The sequence below is a fragment of the Cupriavidus sp. MPR-AND1C genome (assembly GCF_058809705.1).
The window spans coordinates 41,360-65,991 of sequence record NZ_JBXASU010000031.1; the positions used below are offsets into that span (position 1 = coordinate 41,360).

24 protein-coding genes and 1 riboswitch are annotated in these 24,632 nt (G+C 66.1%); of the genes, 20 read left to right on the top strand and 4 right to left on the bottom strand.

Features of this window, described 5'->3' with window-relative positions; all coding sequences use genetic code 11:
* Window positions 1–99 precede the first annotated feature (99 nt).
* From AC1RWI_RS18105 to AC1RWI_RS18155, 11 genes are all read left to right on the top strand, one after another.
* Window positions 100–1,029, top strand: coding sequence for a branched-chain amino acid ABC transporter permease (locus tag AC1RWI_RS18105; protein ID WP_492867847.1), 930 nt, complete (start codon window positions 100–102; stop codon window positions 1,027–1,029).
* Between the two features lie 58 nt (window positions 1,030–1,087).
* Window positions 1,088–2,218, top strand: a complete 1,131-nt coding sequence (locus AC1RWI_RS18110) for a branched-chain amino acid ABC transporter permease (protein ID WP_492867892.1) — start codon at window positions 1,088–1,090, stop codon at window positions 2,216–2,218.
* Entirely contained in the window at window positions 2,215–3,000 is a 786-nt protein-coding gene (locus AC1RWI_RS18115; protein ID WP_492867849.1) for an ABC transporter ATP-binding protein, read from the top strand. Before AC1RWI_RS18110 ends, AC1RWI_RS18115 begins: the two co-directional genes overlap by 4 nt.
* On the top strand, window positions 2,997–3,722 hold the full coding sequence (locus tag AC1RWI_RS18120; protein WP_492867851.1) for an ABC transporter ATP-binding protein: 726 nt from the start codon (window positions 2,997–2,999) through the stop codon (window positions 3,720–3,722). Before AC1RWI_RS18115 ends, AC1RWI_RS18120 begins: the two co-directional genes overlap by 4 nt.
* A 12-nt stretch (window positions 3,723–3,734) precedes the next feature.
* Window positions 3,735–5,024, top strand: coding sequence for an amidase (locus AC1RWI_RS18125; protein ID WP_492867853.1), 1,290 nt, complete (start codon window positions 3,735–3,737; stop codon window positions 5,022–5,024).
* Window positions 5,025–5,064: 40 nt separating this feature from the next.
* On the top strand, window positions 5,065–6,357 hold the full coding sequence (locus AC1RWI_RS18130) for a M20 family metallo-hydrolase (RefSeq protein ID WP_492867855.1): 1,293 nt from the start codon (window positions 5,065–5,067) through the stop codon (window positions 6,355–6,357).
* An 86-nt stretch (window positions 6,358–6,443) separates the two neighbouring features.
* On the top strand, window positions 6,444–7,028 hold the full coding sequence (locus AC1RWI_RS18135) for a helix-turn-helix domain-containing protein (protein ID WP_492867894.1): 585 nt from the start codon (window positions 6,444–6,446) through the stop codon (window positions 7,026–7,028).
* 33 nt (window positions 7,029–7,061) lie between these two features.
* Window positions 7,062–7,167, top strand: a riboswitch (SAM-I-IV-variant riboswitch).
* A 28-nt stretch (window positions 7,168–7,195) separates the two neighbouring features.
* Window positions 7,196–8,320 carry an ADP-ribosylglycohydrolase family protein gene (locus tag AC1RWI_RS18140; protein WP_492867857.1) on the top strand — a complete coding sequence of 375 codons (1,125 nt, stop codon included), beginning with the start codon at window positions 7,196–7,198 and terminating at the stop codon, window positions 8,318–8,320.
* Window positions 8,321–8,455: 135 nt separating this feature from the next.
* Window positions 8,456–9,727 (top strand): DUF445 domain-containing protein, encoded by a 1,272-nt coding sequence (locus AC1RWI_RS18145; protein ID WP_492867859.1) that lies wholly within the window; start codon window positions 8,456–8,458, stop codon window positions 9,725–9,727.
* Between the two features lie 93 nt (window positions 9,728–9,820).
* On the top strand, window positions 9,821–10,156 hold the full coding sequence (locus AC1RWI_RS18150; RefSeq protein ID WP_043342674.1) for a nucleotide pyrophosphohydrolase: 336 nt from the start codon (window positions 9,821–9,823) through the stop codon (window positions 10,154–10,156).
* A gap of 253 nt (window positions 10,157–10,409) precedes the next feature.
* A complete protein-coding gene (locus AC1RWI_RS18155) occupies window positions 10,410–11,891 on the top strand; it encodes a M81 family metallopeptidase (RefSeq protein ID WP_492867861.1) in 1,482 nt (493 codons plus the stop codon).
* A 71-nt stretch (window positions 11,892–11,962) separates the two neighbouring features.
* On the opposite strand, the gene AC1RWI_RS18160 is transcribed toward AC1RWI_RS18155, so the two are convergent.
* Complete coding sequence (locus AC1RWI_RS18160) at window positions 11,963–12,514, bottom strand: glutathione peroxidase (protein ID WP_492867863.1); 552 nt, start codon at window positions 12,512–12,514, stop codon at window positions 11,963–11,965.
* Window positions 12,515–12,783: 269 nt separating this feature from the next.
* Between AC1RWI_RS18160 and AC1RWI_RS18165 the strand changes: the two genes are divergently transcribed.
* From AC1RWI_RS18165 to AC1RWI_RS18180, 4 genes are all read left to right on the top strand, one after another.
* Window positions 12,784–13,053: a MoaD/ThiS family protein gene (locus AC1RWI_RS18165; protein ID WP_043342689.1), complete on the top strand. Its 270-nt coding sequence runs from the start codon at window positions 12,784–12,786 to the stop codon at window positions 13,051–13,053.
* Window positions 13,054–13,096: 43 nt separating this feature from the next.
* Entirely contained in the window at window positions 13,097–14,251 is a 1,155-nt protein-coding gene (locus AC1RWI_RS18170; protein WP_492867865.1) for a WD40/YVTN/BNR-like repeat-containing protein, read from the top strand.
* Between the two features lie 83 nt (window positions 14,252–14,334).
* Window positions 14,335–15,756, top strand: coding sequence for an ATP-dependent RNA helicase DbpA (gene dbpA / locus AC1RWI_RS18175; protein ID WP_043342693.1), 1,422 nt, complete (start codon window positions 14,335–14,337; stop codon window positions 15,754–15,756).
* Window positions 15,757–15,820: 64 nt separating this feature from the next.
* A complete protein-coding gene (locus AC1RWI_RS18180; RefSeq protein WP_492867867.1) occupies window positions 15,821–16,669 on the top strand; it encodes a PA4780 family RIO1-like protein kinase in 849 nt (282 codons plus the stop codon).
* A gap of 39 nt (window positions 16,670–16,708) precedes the next feature.
* Here AC1RWI_RS18180 and AC1RWI_RS18185 read toward each other — a convergent pair whose 3' ends face one another.
* Window positions 16,709–17,914 carry a DUF2855 family protein gene (locus tag AC1RWI_RS18185; protein WP_492867869.1) on the bottom strand — a complete coding sequence of 402 codons (1,206 nt, stop codon included), beginning with the start codon at window positions 17,912–17,914 and terminating at the stop codon, window positions 16,709–16,711.
* A gap of 62 nt (window positions 17,915–17,976) precedes the next feature.
* Here AC1RWI_RS18185 and AC1RWI_RS18190 point away from each other — a divergent pair, with 62 nt between their 5' ends.
* A complete protein-coding gene (locus tag AC1RWI_RS18190) occupies window positions 17,977–18,723 on the top strand; it encodes a TetR/AcrR family transcriptional regulator (protein WP_492867871.1) in 747 nt (248 codons plus the stop codon).
* Here AC1RWI_RS18190 and AC1RWI_RS18195 read toward each other — a convergent pair.
* The gene (locus AC1RWI_RS18195) at window positions 18,698–19,345 is read right to left on the bottom strand and encodes a CDGSH iron-sulfur domain-containing protein (RefSeq protein WP_492867873.1); all 648 of its coding nucleotides are present in this window, start codon (window positions 19,343–19,345) and stop codon (window positions 18,698–18,700) included. The two genes, AC1RWI_RS18190 and AC1RWI_RS18195, sit on opposite strands and share 26 nt — an antisense overlap.
* Before the next feature lie 256 nt (window positions 19,346–19,601).
* Here AC1RWI_RS18195 and AC1RWI_RS18200 point away from each other — a divergent pair, with 256 nt between their 5' ends.
* From AC1RWI_RS18200 to AC1RWI_RS18215, 4 genes are all read left to right on the top strand, one after another.
* Window positions 19,602–20,051 carry a CBS domain-containing protein gene (locus tag AC1RWI_RS18200; RefSeq protein WP_043342701.1) on the top strand — a complete coding sequence of 150 codons (450 nt, stop codon included), beginning with the start codon at window positions 19,602–19,604 and terminating at the stop codon, window positions 20,049–20,051.
* Between the two features lie 615 nt (window positions 20,052–20,666).
* Window positions 20,667–22,157: an MDR family MFS transporter gene (locus AC1RWI_RS18205; RefSeq protein ID WP_043342703.1), complete on the top strand. Its 1,491-nt coding sequence runs from the start codon at window positions 20,667–20,669 to the stop codon at window positions 22,155–22,157.
* A gap of 76 nt (window positions 22,158–22,233) precedes the next feature.
* Window positions 22,234–22,872 carry a glutathione peroxidase gene (locus AC1RWI_RS18210; protein ID WP_043351104.1) on the top strand — a complete coding sequence of 213 codons (639 nt, stop codon included), beginning with the start codon at window positions 22,234–22,236 and terminating at the stop codon, window positions 22,870–22,872.
* Window positions 22,873–23,082: 210 nt separating this feature from the next.
* Window positions 23,083–23,874, top strand: a complete 792-nt coding sequence (locus tag AC1RWI_RS18215) for an oxygen-binding di-iron domain-containing protein (protein ID WP_492867876.1) — start codon at window positions 23,083–23,085, stop codon at window positions 23,872–23,874.
* A gap of 21 nt (window positions 23,875–23,895) precedes the next feature.
* On the opposite strand, the gene gstA is transcribed toward AC1RWI_RS18215, so the two are convergent.
* On the bottom strand, window positions 23,896–24,522 hold the full coding sequence (gstA, locus tag AC1RWI_RS18220; protein WP_492867878.1) for a glutathione transferase GstA: 627 nt from the start codon (window positions 24,520–24,522) through the stop codon (window positions 23,896–23,898).
* Window positions 24,523–24,632: the final 110 nt, after the last annotated feature.

Genomic DNA, 24,632 nt, shown 5'->3' on the forward strand with positions numbered 1-24,632 from the left:
TCCACGATCCCACGGGCCCGCGACCGCACGGCGCGGCGGCCCGTGGCCGAGTGCGCGTGGCGTCTGGCTTCTGGTCTGGATGGGGGAAAGGGGAACTCGATGAGTGTGATTGGCCAATACGTCTTCAACGGTTTGATGCTCGGCATGATCTATGCCATGGTCGCCGTGGGATTTACGCTGTTTTTCGGCGTGCTGGATGTGATCAAGTTCTCGCACGGCGATACGCTGATGGTTGGCGCGTTTGCTGGCCTGGCGGCGTCTACCGGTGTGCTGATGCTCGACATCCAGTCGCCCTGGATCCGATTGCTGGCGGTGGTGCTGTGCGCGATCTGCGTGACGGGCCTGCTGGGCGCGGCGATTGCCAAATTCTTGATCCTGCCGCTGCGCAAGGCGGCACCGCTCAATACACTGCTGGCCACGCTGATGCTGGGCACGGTGATGCGCGAATCCGTGCGGCTGTTCTATCCCGATGGCTCCAACCCCAAGCCGTTCCCGGCGCTGCTGCCAACGGCTTCCATCGAGCTGGGCAGCTTGTCGCTGCGTGCCGATAACCTGATCCTGCTGGCTACCGGCATCGCCATCATCGTCGGCGTGCATCTGCTGATTACGCGTACCCGTTTCGGCATGGCGATCCGCGCGGTGGCGCAGAATGGCGAAACGGCACGGCTGATGGGCATCAACTTCGAGGCGGTGGTGCTGCTGACGTTCGCGCTGGGCTCGGGCATGGCCGCGCTGGCGGGCGTGATGAACGGGCTGTACTACAACGAGATCAATTTCAATGTGGGGCTGTTGCTTGGCGTGATCGGCTTTGCCGCGGCCATTCTCGGCGGGCTTGGGAACATCTACGGCGCCATCCTCGGCGGCTTCCTGTTTGCCGCGCTGCAGGTGCTTGGCAGCGCCACATTGCCTGCGCTGATTCCGGATATCCCGAGCGCGTACAAGGACGTCTTCGCTTTCGCCGTCGTCATCGTGCTGATGGCCTGGAAGCCGACCGGCCTGATCGCAGAAAAATCCAGTGAGCGGGTCTGACACCATGAACACCTTGAATACCCCGAAGAGTCACACCACCAGCAAGCGTAATCCCGCCGTGGTGCTGGCGCTGGCCGGCATCGCGCTGACCGTCTACATGTGGTTGTTCCTGCATGCGGAGTCGCAGCTCAGCGTGGCCATCTTGCTGGTCGTTGCCATCGTGGCGGTCATTGCCGGCCGGAAGCTGGGCGCCAACCGCGCGCTCGAGCAGGCCGGCGCCAGCCGCCCTGGCCTGGCCCGCGTGTGGGCGGTGGGCGGCACGCTGGCGCTGATCGCCGCGTTCTACGATGCGCACTTCGCGCTGTTGATGATCTGCTCCGTGCTGCTGTACACCACGGCCTGCCTCGGCCTGACGCTGCAGTTTGGCTTCTCCGGCGTGGCCAACTTCGCGGGCGCGGCGTTCTTTGGCATCGGCAGCTATGCCACCGCCGTGATGGCGATGCACACCGGTATTCCGCACTTGCTGATCATCGTCATCTCGGGCGTGATCGCGGCGCTGGTCGGCTCGATGCTGATCACGCCGGTGTTGCGCACGCGCGGGCACTATGCGGCCTTGGTGACCATCGCCTTCGGCATCCTGTTCAAGACCTTCATCGAGGTCAACGACGTGCTGGGCGGGCCGCAAGGCCTGCAGGTGCCGGGCATGAGCATCTTTGGTTACGCGCTTAACGATGGCTTCACGGTGGCGGGTGTCGACGTGTCGTTCTACGTGAGCTATGCCTTGATCAGCCTGGGCATCTGTGCCGGCGTCTTTGCGACGGTGAAGGCGCTGGAGCGCTCGTGGGTGGGATTGAGCATGGACGTGGTGCGCACGGACGAGACGGCCGCCGCCACCTTCGGCTTGCATATCGCGCGCTGGAAGGTTGTGGCCTTCATGCTGGGCAATTTCTTCGCGGGCATCGCGGGCAGCATGTACGGGATGATCACCGGCTTCGTGGCGCCGAACAACTTCACGTTCTCGGATTCGCTGCTGATGCTGTCGATCGTGATCCTGGGCGGGCTGGGCAATGCGGTCGGCCTGATTCCGGCGGCCATCATCGTGCTGGTGTTGCCGGAGAAGCTGCAGTTCATCCAGGAATACCGCTTTCTCTTCTACGCGGCGCTGGTGATCGCCATCCTGCTGTTCCGCCCCGACGGGCTGCTGCCGCGCAAGACGCGCTTGTTCTTTGGCCGGGAGACTTCGCGATGAGTGACAAGACCATGATTGAAGTCAAGGGCCTGACCATGCGCTTCGGCGGCCTGACCGCGCTGGACAGCCTGGACATGACTATCCGCGAGGGCGAGATCCTCGGGCTGCTGGGCCCCAACGGGTCCGGCAAGACGACCTTCTTCAATGTGCTGACCGGCCTGTACAAGGCGAGCAGCGGCACCATCAGCTACAACGGCGAGAACGTCATCGGCAAGACGCCGCAGGACATCTACCGCAGCGGTGTGGCGCGGACCTTCCAGCGCTCGCGCTTGTCGTTGCCGCTCACGGTATTCGACAACATCGTCATCGGCGACTACCAGCACATGCAGCACGGGCTGGTGTTCAACCTGTTCCGGCGCAAGGCGTTTCGCGCGGAGTACGACGCCTATGTGGAGAAGGTAAAGGGGCTGCTGAATATCTTCAGCCCGCCGTTGGTGGCGCGGTTGTTCGAGCCCGTGGATACCTTCACCATGATCGACCGCCGCCGCATCGAGGTGTGCCGCGCGCTGATGAGCCAGCCGCGCCTGCTGTTGCTCGATGAGCCTTCCGCCGGCATGACGCATGACGAAACGCATGCCCTGATGAGCGACATCCTGGATGTGCGCGGCAAGCTGCCGAACCTGTCGGTGGTGCTGATCGAGCACGAGATGAACGTGATCGAGCGCATTACCGACCGCTGCGTGGTGCTGAACTATGGCAAGAAGATCGCCGAGGGCACCTACACGGAAATCACCGCCGACGCCAATGTGCAGACCGCCTACCTTGGAGAGGAAGCCGCATGAGCACGCTCGATTCCCCCGGCACGCTCAGCGTGAAAGGGCTCACCACCGGGTATGACAAGGTCAACGTGCTGCATGACGTTTCCATCGACGTGGCCCCTGGCAAGATCACCTGCATCCTCGGCGCCAATGGCGCGGGCAAGAGCACGCTGATTCGCGCCATCCTGGGCCTCACGCCGCCGCGCCAGGGCCAGGTCTTGTGGGATGGCAAGGACCTGGCTGGCGAGAAAACGCACAACATCATCGCTACCGGCATCGCCTGCATCCCGGAGGGGCGCAAGATCTTTCCGCGCATGACGGTGGCGGAGAACCTGGCGCTGGGTGCGTACCTGGAGACCGATGCGGCGCGGGTGCGCGATCGCCTGGCCAAGGTCTACGATATCTTTCCGCGCCTGAAGGAGCGGGCGACGCAGCTGGCGGGGACGATGTCGGGCGGTGAGCAGGCGATGGTGTCGATCGGCCGGGGCTTGATGGCGGAACCTAAGCTGCTGGTGATCGATGAGCCGTCGCTCGGGCTATCGCCGCTGTATGTGAAAGAGAACTTCAAGGTCATCAAGCAGATCAACGCACTGGGCATCACCGTGCTGCTGGTCGAGCAAAATGCGCGGCAGACGCTGGCCATTTCGCATTACGGCTACGTGCTGTCGCAAGGGCGCGTGGTGGCCCAGGGCACGGCCGAAGCGCTGGCCGGCAACGACGAAGTGCGCTCGGCGTATTTCGGCTGACGGAGAACAGGCATGAACGATTTCCTGGCACTGCCGGCGCGTGAGCTGGCGGCGCGCATGGCGCGGCGCGAACTCAGCGTGCAGGCATTGGTACGGGCGTACATCGCGCGCATCGACGCCGCCGAGGCCGGCATTCTGGCCTGGCAGCATTTCGATGGGGCGCAGGCATTGCAGCAGGCACGGCTGCTGGATGCGGGGCCTGCCTCGGGCGCGTTGCACGGCTTGCCCATCGGCGTGAAGGACCTGATGGACACCGCCGACATGCCCACCACCTATGGCTCGCCGATCTACGCCGGCCATCGGCCCGTCATGGATGCCGCCTGCGTGGCAATGGCGCGCGCCGCGGGTGCGGTGGTCATGGGCAAGACCGTGACCACGGAGTTCGCTACGTTCCAGCCGGGTCCCACGCGCAACCCGCGCGCTCCCGCCGATGCCCCGCGCACGCCGGGCGGCTCGTCCAGCGGATCGGCGGCGGCGGTGGCTGCCGGCATGGTGCCGATCGCCTTCGGCACGCAGACTGCCGGCTCCATCATCCGTCCTGCCGCCTATTGCGGCGTGGTCGGCTACAAGCCGACCTTTGGCACGCTGCCGTCGGCCGGCATCAAGTCACTCTCGCCCAGCCTGGATACCGTGGGCGTGCTGGCGCGCTGCGTCGACGATGCGGCCTTCTTCATCGGCGCGATGGCGCGCCTGCCGCTCACGCCGCCGCAGGCCGGGCAGGCGACGCGGCTGCGCGTTGGCATTTGCCGCACCCCGCATTGGGAGCGCGCGGGGGATGACAGCCGGCGTGCGCTGGACACGGCCGCGCGCTGGCTCGAGGGCCGTGGCGCCGTGTTGAGCGACCTGATCCTGCCCGCGCAATTCGACGAACTGACGCAGGCCCAGATCGACATCATGGCGTATGAAGCCGCAGCCGCCTTCGCGCCGGAAATGCGCGCGCGGCCCGATGGTTTCAGCAGTGGCTTTGCCGCGTTGCTGGCGGCCGGCCGCGGCATCGACGGCAGCCGCTTCTTTGCCGCGCAGGCGCTTGCCGGTTCCGCACGCAGGGCCTTCGGGCAGATGTTCGATTCCGTCGACATCGTCCTCGCGCCGAGCGCGCCGGGGGAGGCGCCGGCCGGCCTGGGCGCGACGGGCGATCCCATGTTCAACCGCATGTGGACGCTGCTTGGCAATCCCTGCGTCCATGTGCCTACCAGCACGGGTGCGCACGGCATGCCGGTGGGCGTGACGCTGATTGGCCCGTGCCGGGGCGATGCGCGCGTGCTTGCGGCTGCGCAGGCGCTTGAGCGCTGCGTGGCTTGACGTGCGGTGATATGACCGATCCGAATACGAGGGGAATCCATTGACTCAGCAAGATTCACTGGCGCGGCACGCGGCAGAACTGGCGCAGGACCATGTCAATAGCGGCCGCTTGCAGGCGGCCATTGCCGCGCTGGCGGCGTTTGGCGGTCGGGACGATGGCGGCGTCTCCCGCGAGACGCTGACCGATATCGACCTTGCCGCGCGGCGCTACCTGATCGAGCAGGCGCGCGCGCTGGGTTGCGAGGTGAGCACGGACGATTGCGCCAACCTGTTTTTCCGCCGCGCTGGCAAGGCGGACCTTCCGCCCGTGCTGACCGGCAGCCATGCCGACACGCAGCCGGTCGGGGGCAAGCTGGACGGCGCCTATGGCGTGCTGGCCGGGCTCGAAGTCATCGCGGCCCTCAATGAAGCCGGCATCGAGACGCTGCGCCCGATCGAGGTGGTGGCCTGGACCAACGAGGAGGGCAGCCGCTTCGGGCCCGGGGCCATGGGGTCGAGCGCGTTTGTGGATCCGACTTGCCTGCCCGCGTATCGTGCGTCGGTGGACGGCGCCAACATCCGCTTCGGCGATGCGCTGGACGCCGCGCTTGCCGCCACGGACGACGTGCCGCGCCGCCCGATGCAGCGGCCGATGTCGGCCTGCGTGGAGCTGCACATCGAGCAGGGCCCGGTGCTGGAGCGCGCGGCCGTGCCGCTGGGCGTGGTCACCGGCATCCAGAGCGTGCGGTGGTACCGCGTGGAATGCACTGGCGTGATGGCGCATGCGGGCACCACGCCCATGGACGAGCGCAGCGATGCCATGGCTACCGCCGTTGGCATTGCCCACCAGTTGTACGCCTACGCCGCTGCCGAGGCCGCCAGCCAGTTGCGGCTGACGCTGGGCCGCTGGCAGGTCAGCCCCAACTCCGTCAACACGATTCCGGGCAAGGTAGAATTCACGATGGATGTGCGCTGCGTGGACGAGGCAGTGCTGGCGCGTTTCGAGGCAACGCTGGATGCCATGATGGCGCAGGCTCGGCCGCGCCAGGGCGGCATCACGTACCAATGCTTTTTCCGGCGCCCGCCAACGCACTTTCCCGCTGCCATGCTGAGCCTGATCGAGCGGGCCTGTGCGCGGGCCAGCGAGCAGGCATCGCAGGGCAAGCCGCTGCACCTCACATCCGGCGCGTTCCACGATGCCATGTACCTGGCGGAGCATTGCCCCACGGCCATGATTTTTGTGCCCAGCAAAGGTGGGATCAGCCATAACGCAGCAGAGGAAACAGCGCCGCACGAACTATTTCTTGGGGCGCAGGCGCTGGCCTATACGGTGGCCGCGCTGGCAAACCAATAACCCGGCTTCAGCCAGGGTTCTTCATCTTCAGCTTGTCTTGCACGGAACGTGAATTGAAAGCCAAATGCGCCCTGGCGGTCGACCCGATCGACGCAAAAGATAAAAGCGACCCGAACGACAAGAAGACGCCCGCCTCCAGCCTGGGCGTGCGGTTGCGCCATGCGCGCCTGGTGTCGGGCTACACGCTGCTGCAGCTGGCGCAGAAGGCTGGCTGCTCGGAAAGCCTGATCTCCAAGCTGGAGCGCGGCCTGGCCTCCCCGTCGTTCGCCATGCTGCACCGGCTCGCGGTTGCGCTCGACACCAACATCGCCGCGCTGACGAGCGAGGACAACCCCAGCGAAAGTCCCATCAAGCGCCAGGGCGAGCGTCCGGTCATCAAGGCGGGCGGCATCGCGCTGGAGCGCATTGTGCTGGCCAAGCGTGGCGGTTTGCTGCAGGCCAATATCCACATCGTGTCACCGGGCGAAGCCAGCGATGGGCAGATCGAGCACGTCGGCGAGGAAGTCGGCTATGTGCTTGAGGGTACGCTTGAGTTGACGCTGGGCGACATGAACTACACAGTTGGCGTGGGCGATGCGTTCACCTTCCCGAGCAGCGTGCCGCACGGTTACCGCAATGCCGGCACCGGCGTGGCGCGGGTGTTGTGGGTCAATTCACCGGCGACCTTCTGATCTTGACACCCCCCAACCCCCCATGTTCCAATCCGCCCACATTCTGATTTGGGTCGACGCCCAAGCCAACCTGCCTTCCCGGGCAAGGTGGATCGCGAAAGCGGATGTGGCTCCTTGAGGAGCAACCAAACGGGCCATGCGTCGACCCTCCTTGCACGGAGGGTTTTTTGTTTTCTGCTTCGGTCATTGATCACGAGATCACACGCAGCCGCTTCCAGGGCTGCCTGCTGGGCGGCGCTGTTGGCGACGCACTGGGCGCTCCGGTGGAGTTCCTGTCGCTCGCGCAGATCCGCGAGCGCTTCGGCAAGGATGGCATCACCAGCTACGCCCCGGCCTACGGGGGCGTCGGCACCATCACCGATGACACGCAGATGACGTTGTTCACGGCGGAGGGCTTGCTGCGGGCGTGGGTGGGCGAGGCGAGCGGGGGCATCGGCAATGTGCCTGGCGTGGCCTCGCGCGCTTATCTGCGCTGGTTGCTGACGCAGGGGATCCAGCCGGCGTTTCATCGCGATGTGCTGTCGGACCAGCCGGGATGGCTTTACCAGCAGGCGGCACTGCATAGCCGGCGCGCGCCGGGAAACACTTGTTTGTCGGCGCTGGAGGCGATGCTCAAGCTGGGCGAGCCCGCACGCAACGACAGCAAGGGCTGCGGCGGCGTGATGCGTGTGGCGCCGGCTGGCCTGTTTGTGTGGCGGCGCGCCGGGCAGCGATCGCCTCAGGATGCCTTTGCCCTGGGAGCGGAGCTGGCTGCGCTTACCCATGGACATCCAAGCGGATCGCTGACGGGCGGCGTGCTGGCGGTGTTGATCCGCGAGCTGGCCGACGGTGCTGCGCTGCCTGATGCCTTGGCGAGCGCCAAGGCGTGCTTGTCCACGCGGCCGGGTCACGAGCAGACGCTGCTGGCGATCCTGCATGCGCAGGCGTTGGCCGACTCCGGCGTGGCCGCCGATGACGCCATCGCGCGCCTGGGCGAGGGCTGGGTGGCGGAAGAGGCGTTGGCCATCTCCATTTACTGCGCGCTGGTCGCGCGTGATTTTCGCCACGGGGTTGTGCTGGCGGTGAATCACGATGGCGACTCGGATTCAACGGGCGCCATCACGGGAAACCTGCTGGGCACGTTGCTTGGCGTGGAGGCGATTCCGCCCGAGTGGCTGGCGCCTCTGGAGCTGCGTGAAGTGATCACCGAGCTGGCTGACGACCTGAGCGTGTTCCCGGAGTGGAACTTGGGCATCGACCCGGCAGACGAGGCGCTGGTTCAGCGCATCTGGACGAAGTATCCTGGGCTTTGAATGTTGGGCGCCACGGCGGCGCAGTTTGATAGCCGAAAGCCTACAGCCGAAAGCGGGACCGGACATTGCCTTGTCCGGAATGCAATCCATGATGGCGCTCCCATCTCCAAGCCCGGCAGCGGGGCCCGGTATCCCATGCATCAGGAAGAAGAACTCAGGGTTGCAAAGCGCAAGGCATTGGCCTTGCTGCTGTTCGCGTTTGCCGTTTTCGTCACCACGGTCCTGCTGCCGCGCGCGCCTTTGACGGATGGCGTGCGGGCGGCGGCGGAGGCGGCGCTGGTTGGCGGGCTGGCGGACTGGTTTGCCGTGGCGGCGCTGTTCCGGCGGATTCCGTTGCCGGGCTTTGCGCGCCACACCAACATCATCATCCGCAAGCGCGACGATATCGCGGATGGCCTTGCGGTGTTCGTGAAGGAGAAGTTCCTGGACGTGCAGTCCGTGGTTGCGCTGATCGAGCGGCACAATCCGGCGCTGGTGGTCACCCGCTGGCTGGAGTCGCCCGCCAACGCGCGGCAGATCGGTGATGTGGTGGTGAAGTTCGCGAGCGGCATGCTCGATGTGATGGATGAGCGCAATATCCAGTCGCTGCTGAAGCGGGCGGTGGATGCGATGATCGACAAGGTCGATCTGTCGGAGTCCGCGGCGGCCATCCTCGACAGCCTGACCGCGAACGATCGGCACCAGGCGCTGCTCGATGAGACTATCGCGCAGTTGATCGCCTTGCTCAACGAGCCCCCGGCCCGTGCCTTTATCTCGGAGCGGATCGTGGCGTGGCTGAAGAGCGATCACCCCAGGAAGGAGCGGCTGCTTCCCACCGAGTGGATCGGGAGCAATGGCGCTGACATGATTTCCGCGGCGCTGAGCCGTGTGCTGACCCAGATCGAGGGCGATGCCGATCACGCGCTGCGCAAGCGCTTCGATGCGGCCGTGCGGCGTTTGATTCAACGGCTGAAGCACGATGCCACATTCCACGCCAAGGCCGAGGCGCTGAAGGCGCACCTGAAGCAGGATGGGACGCTGAACGCCTATGTCGGCGGGCTTTGGGCCGGGTGGCGCGATGGGTTCAAGCGCGACCTGGCGCGCGAGGATTCCGCCACGCACCGCAAGGTGGCGGCGGCGGGCCAGTGGATCGGCGCGGAGCTGGCGCGCAACGCGTCCCTGCGCGCATCGCTCAACGATCACCTGCGCGATGCGGCGCGCAACATGGCGCCGGACTTTGCGGAGTTCATCACGCGGCATATCAGCAGCACCATCCGCGGTTGGGATGCGCGCGACATGTCCAGGCAGATCGAGCTGAACGTGGGCAAGGACCTGCAGTACATCCGCATGAACGGCACGGTGGTCGGCGGGCTGATCGGCGCGGCGCTGTACCTGATCGCGCAGCTGCCGGCGTGGCTCGCCCGCTAGGCCTTTGTGTTGCCTTGCCAGCCAGAACCGGTCAGGGCTGCTTGCAATCGTGGTTCAATAGTCCCCGTGCTTATTTTTTTGCAGTGAACCATCATGACCCTGATCGACATCAAGACGCTCCAGCAAGCGGCCGCCGCATTTGGCGAGGCCCGCGGCTGGGGCAAGTATCACAGCCCCAAGAACCTGGCCATGGCGCTGAGCGTGGAAGTGGCCGAACTGGTCGAGATCTTCCAGTGGAAGACGGAGGAGGAGGCGCGCGGCATCATGTCCACGGACGAGCGCGCGCACGTGGAGCAGGAGCTGGCGGACATCACGATCTACCTGGCGCAGTTGCTGACCGCGCTCGATGTTGACCTGAACGCGGCGGTGAAGGCCAAGATGGAGATGAATGCGGTGAAGTATCCGGCGAAGACGGGCGGCACGGATTGAGGTGAGGGGCGCCAGGGCAGCGGCGCCGGGGCCGTGGCGCCGCCCGGGAGGCCTTCTGCCCGCCACGCGCCGCGCGATGCAATTCCGGTGCCCCTCTTTCTCACCGTTCCATCCCGGGCCACATGCCGGTAGACTTTGGTCGTTGCATCGGGGCCATGCCAGTCATTCGCCGCCGATGCCGCATCGCTGGTCCCCATCCCCCGTTCCGGCCGGACATTCCCGGCCGCTTCCATGCTGGAGCCCCCGCACCGCCATGAAGATCCTGATCGCACGACTGAACCACGAAACCAATACCTTCTCGCCGGTGGCGACGCCGCTGTCGTCCTTTCAGCCGCAATACGGCGAGGACGCGTATCGGGCGAGCAAGGGCACGCGCACGGCCATCGGTGCCTTTATCGACCTGGCCGAGGCGGCTGGCGCGGAGCTGGTGGTGCCGGTCACGGCCAGCGCCAACCCGAGCGGGCGCGTGGCGGCCGATGCGTATGCGGCCTTGTGCGATGCCATCGTGTCGGCAGCGCCCGGGTGCGATGCCGTGATGCTCGACCTGCACGGCGCCATGGTCGCGCAGAACAGCGACGACGGCGAGGGTGAGCTGCTGGCGCGCCTGCGCGACGTGCTGCCGCACGCGCCGATTGCCGTTGCGCTGGACCTGCACGGCAACGTGACGCAGGCCATGATCGATCACGCGGATATCGCGGTCAGCTTCAAGACCTATCCGCACGTGGACATGTACGAGACCGGCGAGCACGCCGGCCGCCTGCTGATGCGCATGCTCGAGCAAAAGGCGCGGCCCGCGCTGGCCTGGCGGCGCCTGCCGATGGTCACGCACACACTGCGCAGCAATACCGGCGAAGGCGCGATGCAGCGCGCGGTGGCGGCGGCCAGGCAGGCCGAGGCCGACGGCATGCTGGCGGTGTCGGTGCTGGCCGGCTTCGGGCTGGCGGATATCGCGGCGCCTTGCCTGAGCGTGCTGGTGGTGGCCGACGGCGGCCAGGCTGCGGCGCAGGCGGCGGCCGACAAGCTTGCCGCGCAGATCTGGGCGGAGCGCGCGGGCTTTGTCTATGAGAGCGAGCCGCTGGCGGAATCGATTGCGCGCGCCGCGCAGCTGGCCGCGCAGGGCGGCAGCGGGCCGGTGCTGTTGCTGGACCATGGCGACAACTGCATGTCGGGCGGCACCTGCGACGATATGCAGGTCCTGCGCGAAGCCTTGCGGCAGGGATTGTCCGGCATCGCCGTGGGGCCGGTATGCGACCCGCAGGCTGTAGCCGCGATGATCGAGGCAGGCGTGGATGCCAGCGTGACGTTGCCGGTGGGCAACAAGGTGCCGCTGACCCAGCTTGGCATCTTCCCGACGCCGCTGAGCCTGAGCGGCCGGGTGGCCGCCATCAGCAATGGTGAATACGTGATCAGCGGCCCGACCTACACCGGCGCGCGCATCCGCATGGGCCGCACCGTGCTGCTCGATATCGGCGCGGCGCAGGTGGTGGTGACCGAGACCCCGCAGGAGCACTGGGACCTGGGCATCTTTACCCATATCGGCGTGGATCCCCTGGCGCAGCGTTTCCTGTTGCTGAAGTCGCGCATGTACTGCCGGCCGGTGTTCGTGCCGATCGCAAAGGCGGTGGTGGAGTGCGATGGCGGTGGCGTGACGAGTTCGCGCTACGCGCAGTTCCCGTTTGCGCGTCTGACGCGGCCGGTGTATCCGCTGGAGGCGGACGTGACCTTGGGCGCGTAGCTAACGCGCGGCGGCCGGAGTGGGCAAGTCCTGATGCCCTCCTTGTGCCGCCGCTGGCAAACGGCTACAGGTCAGTGGCCCTTGCCCAGCGCCGCATCGATCGCCTCCAGCAGGCGCGGATCGTTCGCCGCGACGTCCGGCGCGAAGCGCGCTACCACCTTGCCTTCCCGGTCGATCAGGAACTTTTCGAAGTTCCACAGCACATCGGTGGCGTTCTCCGGGTTCACGCCGTAGCCCTTCAGGCGCTCACGGAAAGGGCCGTCGCCGATGGCGGCCGGCTGGGCTTGCGTCAACGCCGCGTACAGCGGATGCTGGTCCGGCCCGAGCACCGACACCTTCGAGAACATCGGGAAGTGCACGTCGTAGGTCAGCTTGCAGAATTCCTGGATCTGCGCCTCGTCGCCCGGTTCCTGGCCCTTGAAGTTGTTGGCCGGGAATCCCAGCACTTCCAGGCCCTCGGCGCGCTTGGCCTGGTACAGCGCTTCGAGCCCTTCGTACTGGGGCGTCAGGCCGCACTTCGATGCCACGTTCACAACCAGCAGCACACGAGCGCGAAAATCCGCGAGCCGGCTGTCGGTACCGTCGATGCGTTTCAGGGGGATGTCGTACAAGGTGCTTGCCATTTTTCGTCCTTACGTGATCGCTACGGATTCCATGGAGCCGACAGTATGCGGGGCCTGGATGATTCTTGCTCGGCACGTCGCGGGTCGGTGGGGGGCGGAGGCAAGGAGCGGGGTGCAGCGCGCCAGCCCGCGAGGTATCTGCTGATCTGGCGCGCCACCAGCCGAATCACCGCCACTGCGCGCAACCGCACACCCATTCCCCCGCAGTATTTCCTAAACTGCAAGACACTCGCCATTACGGCCGGCGCTCCCGCGCTGGCGCTTCCGCCATGCCGCGCCTTGTCTTTGCTTCTGCGATCCAGCGCCATATCCCGAGCCCGGAGCGGGAAGTGCCCGCGGCTACCGTCTGCGCCGCGCTGGAGATGGCGTTTCGGGAGCAGCCGGAGTTGCGCGGCTATATCCTCGATGATCAGGGCCAGTTGCGCCGGCACCTGGCGGTGTTTGTGGATGGCTCGGCCATTCGCGACCGCCGGCGCATGAGCGATCGCGTGGGCGCCAGCAGCCAGATCTTTGTGGTGCAGGCGCTGTCAGGCGGTTGACGGCTTGCCGCTGAAGGCTCGGCGTTCAAGCGTGGAGGTCAGCATGAACGATCAACTGCTCATTGGCACGCGCAAGGGCTTGTTGATGCTGCGGCGCGACAGCGCGCTCGGCTGGCATCAGGAGTCGGTGCATTTTCTGGGCGAGCCCGTCAGCATGACGCTGGCCGATCCGCGTGACGGTGCCTTGTATGCGGCACTTAACCTTGGGCATTTTGGCGTTAAGCTATGGCGGCGCAGGGCGCGCGGCGTGCCGTGGGAGGCTTGCGCGGTGCCGGTTTATCCGCCCCAGCCAGAGCCGGATCCGTCCAGGGAAGCGGCCGTGCCGGGCGTACCCATCCCTGCGCAAACCGGCGATCCCGCGGTTGCCGCGCCGCCGGTGCCGTGGTCTTTGCAGCAGATCTGGTCGATGGAAACCGGCGGGGCTGATGAGCCCGGCGTGCTGTGGGCCGGCACCTTGCCGGGTGGCTTGTTCCGCTCTGGCGACGGCGGCGCCAGCTGGGCGCTGAACCGGCCGCTGTGGGACCGCCCCGAGCGCAGCGAGTGGTTCGGCGGCGGCTACGATGTGCCGGGCATCCACTCCATCTGCGTGGATCCGCACGATAGCCGCCACGTCACCGTGGCCGTGTCGTGCGGCGGTGTGTGGCAGACGCGCGATGGTGGCGGGAACTGGGCCTGCACGGCGAGCGGCATGGTGGCCGACTACATGCCACCGGAGCGGCGGGAGGACGGCAATATCCAGGATCCGCACCGGCTGGCGCAATGTGCCGGCCATCCGCATGCGATGTGGGTGCAGCACCATGGCGGGATCTTTCGCTCCGGCGATGCGGGCATGCACTGGCAACGCTTGCAAGCCAAGCCGTCGAGCTTTGGCTTTGCGGTGGCGGCGCATCCGCGCAGGCCCAATACCGCGTGGTTCGTGCCGGCAGACAAGGATGCATGCCGCGTGCCGGTGGACGGCAAGCTGGTGGTCACCCGCACACGCGACGGAGGGGTGAGTTTCGAGGCATTCTCCGAGGGGCTGCCCGCGGCGCCGTCGTATGACCTGATCTACCGGCACGGGCTGGCGGTGGACCATACCGGCGAGCGGCTTGCCATGGGGTCCACCACCGGCAGCCTGTGGATATCGGAGAGCGGCGGGGAGCGCTGGAAGCTGTTCTCGGCACATCTGCCGCCGATTTACTGCGTGCGCTTTGTTTGAGTTGTCCGCGCCAGGGGTAAATAGAGGCCGGGAGGCGACAAATTGACGACAGAAGCGCGGCAGCCAGCCCGGTATAATCCGGCATGACCTCAAGCCCTACCCAATCCGCAGCGCCCGCCGCTGCCGGCGCCTCTTTCTCCAAACTGCCCCTTTCGCCCGCCACGCTGGCGACGCTGGAGCAGCTCGGCTACCAGACCATGACCCCGATCCAGGCGGCCAGCCTGCCGATCGCGCTGGCCGGCCAGGACCTGATCGCGCAGGCCAAGACCGGCAGCGGCAAGACCGCCGCCTTCGCGCTGGCGCTGCTCAACCGGCTCGATGCGCGCCGTTTCGACGTGCAGGCGCTGGTGCTGTGCCCCACGCGTGAACTGGCCGACCAGGTCACGCAGGAAATCCGCCGCCTGGCGCGCGCGGAAGAAAACATCAAGATCCTGACGCTGTGCGGCGGCTCGCCGATGCGCCCCCAGGCCGACAGCCTGGCGCATGGCGCACATATCGCCGTGGGCACGCCCGGCCGCATCATGGATCACCTGGAGCGCGGCACGCTGAACCTGGATGCGCTCAACACGCTGGTGCTGGACGAAGCCGACCGCATGCTCGACATGGGCTTCTTCGACGACATCGCCTATGTGGCGAGCCACTGCCCCAAGGAGCGCCAGACGCTGCTGTTCTCGGCCACTTATCCCGAAGGCATCGCCAAGCTCAGCCAGCAGTTCCTGCGCAAGCCGCGCGAGGTCAAGCTGGAAGAGCAGCACGACGACAGCAAGATCCGCCAGCGCTTCTTCGAGGTGGCCGACAGCGACCGCCTGAACGCCGTGGGCCTGCTGCTCAACCATTTCCGCCCGGTCAGCACGCTGGCCTTCTGCAACACCAAGGCCCGCTGCCGCGACCTGGTCGACCTGCTGCGCGCGCAAGGCTTCGAAGCCCTGGCGCTGCACGGCGAGCTGGACCAGCGCGAGCGCGACCAGGTGCTGGTGCAGTTCGCCAACCGCAGCTGCTCGGTGCTGGTCGCCACCGACGTGGCCGCGCGCGGGCTGGACATTGCCCAGCTCGAAGCGGTGATCAACGTCGACGTCACGCCCGACCCCGAGGTCTATGTCCACCGCATCGGCCGCACCGGACGCGCGGACCAGGATGGCTGGGCGCTTAGCCTGGCGAGCATGAACGAGATGGGCCGCGTGGGCAATATCGAGCAGGCCATGGGCGCCGAGATGGAGTGGCAGCCCTTGTCCGACCTGACTCCCGCCAGCAACGAGCGCCTGCTGCCCCCCATGGTCACGCTGCAGATCCTTGGCGGGCGCAAGGAAAAGATGCGCCCCGGCGACATCCTCGGCGCGCTCACCGGCGACGCAGGCTACGCCAAGCACCAGATCGGCAAGATCAACGTGATGGACATGTCCACCTACGTGGCGGTCGAGCGTTCGATCGGGCGCGAGGCGATGCGCAAGCTGAATGACGGCACAGTGAAGGGCAAGCGCGTGAAAGTGCGCATGCTGACGGAATAACGGTGGCCGCGACGCTGCTGTCCCCGCGCATGGCGCGCTCGCCCTGCCCGCTTGGTGCTGCCCGATGAAAACGCCGAAGCGGCTGCAGCCGCTGGTCGAAGACGGCCTGGTCGATGAGGTGTTGCGCCAGTTGGTGAGTGGCAAGGAAGCCACCGTCTATGTGGTGCGCAGCGGTGGCGAGATCCGTTGCGCCAAGGTCTACAAGGATGCCGCGCAACGCAGCTTCCGCCAGGCCTCGACCTACCAGGAAGGGCGCAAGGTCAAGAACAGCCGGCAGGCGCGCGCCATGGAAAAAGGCACGCGCTACGGGCGCAAGGTGGCGGAAGAAGCCTGGCACAACGCGGAGGTGGATGCGCTGTACCGCCTTGCCGCCGCCGGCGTGCGCGTGCCCACGCCGCATCTGTGCTTCGAGGGCGTGCTGCTGATGGAGCTGGTGGTGGATGCCCAAGGCAATGCCGCGCCGCGCCTGAACGACGTGGCGCTGAGCCCGGAGCAGGCGGTGGCATTCCACGACGCGCTGATCGAGCAGGTGATCCTGATGCTGGGCGCCGGCGTGGTGCACGGCGACCTCTCCGAATTCAACATCCTGGTGGATGCCGACGGCCCGGTCATCATCGACCTGCCGCAGGCGGTGGATGCCGCCGGCAACAGCGAAGCCAGCGCCATGCTGGAGCGCGATGTGGATAACCTTGCGTTTTACTTCGGCCAGTTTGCGCCGGCGCTCAACGGTACGCAGTACGGCAAGGAAATCTGGGCGCTTTACCAGGCCGGCTTGCTGCATCCTGGCGTGAAGCTGACCGGCCAGGTTGCCGTGGACGACACCCCGGTGGACGTGCAAGCCGTGCTGGCGGAAGTCGAAGACGTGATCCTGGAAGAAGAGGCGCGCCAGCGCTACCTGCAAAGCGCGGAGTGACTGGCTGGCCGGATCATCATCCGGCCATTCGGTCATTCGTCATTCTTCGGTCATCCGGGCGCGGTCATTTGATCGCTCGCTTCCATCGAGCCGCACCACATACCCCGCCTTCGGCTCGCTCCCACCTGCCACCAGGCTCGCAATCCTGTCCTGCGCGGCGCCGAAGCCCTGCGCTTCGATCAGCGTCAGCCAGCCGTTCGCCGGCGCCTTCACGTAATCGATAAATGCGCGCTGTGCCGCGTTGAAGCGCCGGTTCACGCCTTCGGGCCCCCAGTCGGCATTGCGCTTGCGGATCTGCATCGGCGCGAAGTAGAACTCTGGCTTGGGTCCGGGCAGGCCGGTATCGCGCAGGAAGCCCGTGTTCTGCGCCGAGCCGGCAAAGCAGTCGTACACCAGTGCGCCGCCAAAGTGATGGTGCACGCGTGCGCGCAGCGCTTCGTCGCCGGAAAAGTCCACGTAGAGCGTGGGCGCGTCGGTGGGGAGTGTTTCCAGGTCGTCGTAGCCGACCACTTCCGCGTAGCAGCCAAGGCCTTCGACAAAGGGGCGGTTGCGCGCCGAGGTAATGGCGGCCAGCGAGATGCCGGGGAGGTCGCGCAGGCAGAACGCGGTGCCATAGGCGGTTTTGCTGGAGGCGCTGGACACCACCAGCCGCGTGGCGCCGAAGAAGCGGTTGTCCTCGAGGAAGTCGGCCAGCATGAACGACGTGATGAACAGCGGCCGGTACAGCATCTGGTAGTTTTCCAGCTCGGGCGCATAGGCGGCGTCATGGGTCACGCGGGTGTACTGGTTGTAGGCGGAGGTCAGGGGCCGGCGGTGCTCGAGGGCATCGTAGAAGCCGCGCTCGGTCACGCGCTCGGGCTGCATGCGGATATGGCTGGCGATGGGGAAGTAGCCGTAGAAGCGCTCGCCCGCCGCCACGCCGGGCACCTTGGAGTCCACCACATCGGCAAAGCCCCACACCGGCATATGGCCCCATTCTTGTTGCCCGGTGGGAAAGAACTGCCAGTAGTTCATGGCGTCGCCGAAGGCGGCGTAGGTGATGTTGTTGGTGGTGAGCGCGAAGCGGTCGATCTTCAGCAGCACTTCGCCGGGGGCGGCGTCGGTGCGTTCCCGGCGCGCTTCCAGCTGGCTTTCATTTAGGGCATGCTTGCGTGTCAGCAGGCGGGTGACCGTGAGCGATTGTTCGGCGCGGTCGTCGTGATTGCCGTGGTTGCTGCCGTGATTGCTGTGCGTTGCCTGATCCATCTTCTGTCCCATTTTCTGTCCCACTTTTTGTCCCTTTTTTACCGTCGAGGTCGATGCCACCAATGTATCGCCGCAAGCCGGCCGCCGGGTTCGGAAACGCGGGCGCCGCTGCCGAGCCGGCGCAGGCGCCTGCCAGGCCGCTGAAACGCCCGTCGCAGCAGCGTGCGCGCTTCACCGTGGACGCCATCTACGAGGCCTTTGTTCGGATATGGCGGGCGCGTGGCTGGGACGGCGTGACCACGCGCGCCGTGGCGCTGGAGGCCGGGTGTTCCGTAGGCACCCTGTACGAGTACTTCCCCAACAAGGAGGCGCTGCTCTCTGGCTATGTGCGGCACACCATCGAGCGGCTGCTGGCGCGCATCGAGGCCGAGGTGGCGTGCGCGCCCGGGCTGGACTGGCGCACGCGCGTCCAGCGCCTGGCACGGCTGACCTGCGGCGCCGACGATGCCTCGCTGGAGGGCTTCGAGCACGAGATGCTCGTGCTCGAAGCGCGCATCGCCGAGACCAGGCATCACCGCCGTGTGTTCGATGAGTTGTACGCGGCCTGGCAGCGTGCGCTGGCGGCATGCCCGGATTTGCCGGGCGCGCCGGACGCCGCCACGGTGCGCGGCCTGCTGGAGGCGGTCTGGGGCGCGCGCCGCTATCGCCTGCTGTTGCAGGCTGCCGAGTCCTCGCGGGCGGCTTGGGTGGTGCAGATGGAGCGGCTTTGCCTGCTGGCGCTGGGGGCCGCGCCGCTAACTTCGGACTCTATGGACTCTATGGACTCTACGGACTCTACGGACTCTATAGATTCTGCGGGTCGCTCCTGAACCCCACCTTCTTGTGCGTGCCGTCGCAGAACGGCTTGTTGCCCGACTGGCCGCAGCGGCAAAACCAGGCCTCGGTCATGCGGGTGATGGTTCTGCCGGTGCCGCTGATCACTTCAAGATTGCCCTTGACGTGCAGCGGTCCGTTGGGGATGGGATGGATATCTAGCGGCCCATCGCGCTGCGCCAGCGGCTCCGATGCCACGGTGGCGGCCTCCCCGGTGGCGACGAAACCCGCGCTGGCGTGGCTGCTGTCGCACAGGGGCTTGTTGCGCGAAGCGCCGCAGCGGCACAGCGTCAGGCGAAAGCCGGCGGGCTGGCCATCGATGGTGATGGCGGCGCGCAGCGCCAGCGGGCCGTTCTCGAGCACGCGCACCACATTGACCGGGGGCGCCGCCTCGCCTGGGGAGTCGTCAACGTTCTGGTAGCTGATGGCGCCCGATGGGCAGTTGTGCGCAATCTCCGCGATTTCCTCGGCGCTGGCGTTGTCGGGGTGGATCCACTCGCCCTCCACGCCGGGCACGAACACATCCGGGCGGTCCAGCACGCAGTGGCGCGAATGGATGCAGCGGCTATCGTCGAAGAGCACGATGACGCGCTTGCCGGCAACGGACTCGGTGGCCATGGCTGGCCCTCCTGCGCATTGCGCGCCAGGTGGCGCGCGCTCTTCTCTTTATAGCGCTTGCCGGCGGGTTTGCGCAGTGCTTTTCAGCGGCTTTGTCTTTTTACAAAGATTCGTGTGCGTCACCCTGTAAGGCATGCGCGCGTGGTGCTAATCTGAGAGCGATTGGCAGCGGCGCGGTGCGCAGGTGCCCTGTCAGGCGCTCCCGCGGTCGCGCGGGTCGTGTTGCAATCCGTTGGGATCGAACAAGGAGTGGGTGATGAAAACCGCACGGCAGGTTCTTGAGTCCAAACCGACCCAGGCTATCTACAGCATTCCCCCTGGCGCCACAGTTTATGCTGCGCTGCAACTGATGGCGGAAAAAGCCATTGGCGCGTTATTGGTGATCGAGCGCGGCGATATCGTTGGGATTTTGAGCGAGCGGGATTATGCGCGCAAGGTGATCCTGATGCAGCGGACTTCCCGGGAGACCTTCGTTCGCGACATCATGACGTCGGCGGTGATCTATGTGCGCGGGGATCAGAGTACCGATGAGTGCATGGCGTTGATGACGCAGCATCGGTTGAGGCACTTGCCGGTGATGGACGGCGATACCCTGGTGGGGATGTTGTCGATCGGGGATCTGGTCAAGGATATTATTTCCGAGCAGAAATTCATCATCGACCAACTGGAGCACTACATTAGCGGGACGCCGCATCTCAAGCTCTGATCTCATTGCCCGGGGATTCCTGGTTGAAGGGCGCTGGTGAGCGGCGCCCCATACGGCCTTGGCACATCTTCATGGCTCGCTTCGCTCCGTGCGGCGGGTGGCTTGTCAGGCGTTGCCCAATCTGGCCCCGCTGTATCGGGTACGCTCCTGTCGCTGCCGGCGACAAAAAACCGCAAGATTTTCGTTTTTTCGCTTCGTGCCGGCTTGCTGGCAGATAGCCGCTCGTATTGAGCAGAAGTGCGCATGTTCCGGTAAAAAGCACGTCTGCGCCGCATCAGAAACCAACTTAGTGCCGCACTCCATATTTGGTATCCGCATATAATTATGCATTCACTGAATTAGGCCCGCCCGGGCCGTGCAGGCGGCATCTGCCAGCTCGTGGCAGTGCTCGATTCGCGCAGCGCCGGGTACGCGTCAAATCGGTTGATTTCAATTTTGTGGTCATGTTCCCCGATGTAGGCTGACAAACGAGGTGGTTTGTTGGTGGTTGGGCGCAACGTTGGTTGCTCATGACTACGCGCCCTGCTGCCTCCGATGTCTTCCTCCACGCCTGCTTCATCTGCTGCTTCTGCTGCTTCTGCTGTTGCCACCCCTGCCCTGAGCCACCAGGCCATCATGCGAGTGATCGGCGGGATCATCCTTTGCATCTTGCTGTCTGCGCTGGACCAGACGGTGGTGATTCCGGCGGTGCCGGCGATTGCCAATGACCTGAACGGGTTCGGCCATCTGTCGTGGATCGTGACGGCCTACCTGATCACTTCCACCGTTTCCACGCCCTTGTACGGCAAGCTGTCGGATACCTATGGCCGGCGCCGGCTGCTGATGCTGGCGATCGCGCTGTTCATCCTGGCCTCGGTGGCGTGCGCGATGGCGGCGACGCTGGAGCAGCTGATCCTGTTCCGCGCGCTGCAAGGCATTGGCGGTGGCGGCTTGATGTCGCTGGCGCAGGCGGCGATCGCGGATGTGGTGGCGCCGCGCCAGCGTGGGCGTTACCAGGGTTACCTGGCGACCGTGTGGGCGGTGGCTTCCATTGCCGGCCCGCTGGTGGGGGGCTGGACTTCGGATCATCTGTCGTGGCGCTGGCTGTTCTGGATCAATGTGCCGCTGGGGCTGCTGGCCATGTTCATGTGCTATCGGGGCTTAAGCCAGTTGCAGGTGCGTGGCGGCTCGGCGCGGGTGGACTGGGGCGGCGCGTTGCTGCTGACGGTTTCCATCGTGGCCTTCCTGCTGGCGATGAGCTGGGGCGGCGATGTCTATGACTGGATCTCGCCGCAGATCGCTGGCCTGGCGCTGCTGGCCTTGGTGGCGGTGGCCGCGCTGGTCTGGCAGGAGCGCCGCGCGGGCGACCCGATGCTGCCGCCGCGGCTGTTTGGCAACCGCGCTTATGTGCTGGGCGTGGCCGCGTCCGCGATGGCTGCGCTGAATATCTTCTTGTGCATCTTCGCGCTGCCGCTGCATTTCCAGCTGGTGCGCGGCGCCGACGCGTCGGAGTCCGGCTTGCTGGTGGTGCCGTTCCTGCTCTCCACGGTGGCGGGCAATTTCATCGTGGCCGGGCTGGCCCCGCGCCTGGGGCGCATGCGCGGCATCCTGACCGGTGGTTTCATCGCGGCGGCGCTGGGCTTGCTGGCGCTCGTGGTGATTTCGCCGTCCACCCCGCTGGCGCTGGTGTTGCTGGCGATGATGCTGGCCGGCGTGGGGCTGGGCATGACCATGGTCGGCACCTTGATGACGGTGCAGAACGTGCTGGAGCGCCGCGATACCGGCGCCGGCACCGGCGCGCTGCTGGTGCTGCGCTCGCTGGGCAGCGCCTTTGGCGGCGCGCTGGCCGGCACCTTGCTGACGCTGGAATTTCGCAATGCCCTGCACGCTTGCGGCGTGACGCAGGCGCTGGACCTGGGTGCGCTGCGCCACGGCAGTGAGGCGCTGGCCCATCTCTCTCCTGCGGTGCGGGATGTGCTCACGGGCGGCGTGGAGTCGGGCTTCCGGCTGATTTTTGCCGTGGGTACCGTGGCCGCGCTGCTGGCGCTGGTAATCGTGCGCCGCATGCCGGACGTGGCGTTGCGCAGCAGCGTGACCGAGCACGCGGCCACGCTGGCCATGGAGTAAGCGGGGGGGAGGCTTGCGCATCCATTTCACGCCCAACGGCGTAAACTACGGACAGACCATCTCCGGAGTTTCCTACATGCGCAGCCTTCCCGAACAGCGCTCACGCGCCCTGCAACGCATCGCCTTGTCCGGCGCGTTGGTCCTGGCTGCCGCCGCCGCTGTTGTCGCCACGCCGCGCCTTGCGCATGCCGCCGATGCCCCGGCGGCCACCGCCGCCAAGCCGGCCGGCGCCTGCCCGGCCTCGCTCAACTTCAAGTTCCCCCGCCTGCAGGACGAAGCGCCGCAAAACCTCTGCCAGTACGCCGGCAAGGTCGTGGTGGTGGTCAATACGGCCAGCTATTGCGGCTTTACCCCGCAATATGAAGGGCTGGAGGCGCTGTACGCCAAGTACCGTGAACGCGGGCTGGTGGTGCTGGGCTTCCCGTCGAACGACTTTTCGCAGGAGCCGGGCTCTTCCAAGGAGATCGCCGACTTTTGCTACAACACCTATGGCGTGAAATTCCCGATGCTGGGCAAGTCGCACGTGCGCGGCAGCGATGTCAATCCCATGTACGCGCTGCTGGCCAAGCAGTCCGGCACCACGCCCAAGTGGAATTTCTACAAGTATGTGATCGACCGCAACGGCCAGGTGGTGGGCAGCTATAACAGCCTGACCAAGCCCGACGACAAGCAGTTCGTGAGCAAGATCGAGCAACTGCTGGACGGCGCGCGCTAAGAGGCCATTTCAAAAAGATTCTGGCGTCGTTGCGCGGCCTTGCCGTACCAGTTGTACTGTCTGCGGCCGCGCGCCTAGCCAGAACCGCTTCGCTTCATTTTGAAACAGCCTCTAAGCCACCAGGCTGCACGATTCGATCCCTTCTTGACCAGCGTCAAGCCGCCAGGGCGCCGCCATCGCTACTTTCGCCGCTTTGGGGAGAGACAGACGATGGCCATCACGCTATACGACGCCGGCGGGCACACCTGCCTGCTGTTTTCGGACCTGGTCGAGGAGGAGCACGGCGAGGTGGTGCAGACCAACCAGTTCCTGATCGTCGACGCCGGCCACGGCGCGCTGATTGATCCGGGCGGGCACATGACCTACGGCGAGCTGTACCTTGCCATCAGCCGCTACTTTCCGCCCAAGCAGCTTGATTACGTGCTGGCGTCGCATGCCGATCCGGATATCGTGGCCTCGGTCGGGCGTTGGCTGACCGCCTCCGATAGCCGCATCCTGATCTCGCGCGTCTGGGCGCGGTTCTTGCCGCATTTCTGCCAGGCGGGCAAGACGGAAGGGCGCATCGTTACCATCCCCGATGCCGGCATGCCGATCGTGCTGGGCAACTGCACGTTGCTGGCGGTGCCGGCACATTTCCTGCACTCGGAGGGCAACTTCCAGTTCTACGATCCCATCAGCAAGATCCTGTTCTCCGGCGACCTGGGCGCGGCCATGACCAGCGCGCGGGAAGCCGGCGCGGTGGTGAGCGATTTTGCCGCGCACACCCACGCCATGCTGCCCTTCCACCGGCGCTACATGAGCGGCAACCGCGCGTGCCGGCTTTGGGCCAACATGGCGCGCGGGCTGGATATCGAGTGGATCGTGCCGCAGCACGGCCCGTCGTTTCGCGGCAAGGCGATGGTGGCGCAGTTTATCGACTGGGTCTCCACGCTCGAGTGCGGGCTGGACCTGCTCAGCCAGGACAACTACAGGCTGCCGCCTCTCACCACAGCGCCAGCCTGACGCCCGGCACCGGTTGCACGATCAATCGCGCGCCAGCCCCTCGGCCACCAGCGCCTCGTGCACCTTGGGCCGCGCGGCCACGCGCGACAGGTAGGCCTGCAGCGCGGGGTAAGGGTTGAGCGGCATGCTCAGGAGATTGGCCCAGTTGGCGACGGCGAAGCAGTAGGCGTCGGCCACGGTGAATTGCGTGCCGCACAGGTAGTCCCGCGTGGCCAGGTGCCGGTCCAGCTCGGCGAAGCGCAGCGCCACCTTGGCCTTGCAATCCTCGCGCGTGCTCTGCGCGGTTTCCTTGTGCCACAGCCACGGGCTGAAGACCTTGTGCAGCTCGGTGGAGACCAGCGTCAGCCAGCCCACCGCTTCCAGGCGCGCCCTGGTGCCGGCCGCCGGCAGCAGCGCCTTGCCCGGGGCAAGGTCCGCCACGTATTGCAGCAGCGATGCGGCTTCGGTGTGGCGCGAGCCATCGTCCAGTTGCAGCATCGGCACGTAGCCGCGCGGGCTTACCGCGTAGAAGTCGTCGCTGCCGTTTTCCGGCTCGCTCAGCTTGTGCCTGGCCAGGTCGACCTTGGCGAGCGAAAACGGCAGGCCGGCTTCGCGCAGTGCGATATGTACGGCCAGGGAGCAAGCGCCAGGGGCGTAGTAGAGCTTCATCGGGTGGTCCTCGCTGTTTTGGGTTCGGGTTCGGGTTCGGTTTTTCAGGGTTTGCCGCCACGCCTTGTGGTGGCAGTGCAGGCAGTCTAGGATTGCGAAAGCGCAATCAC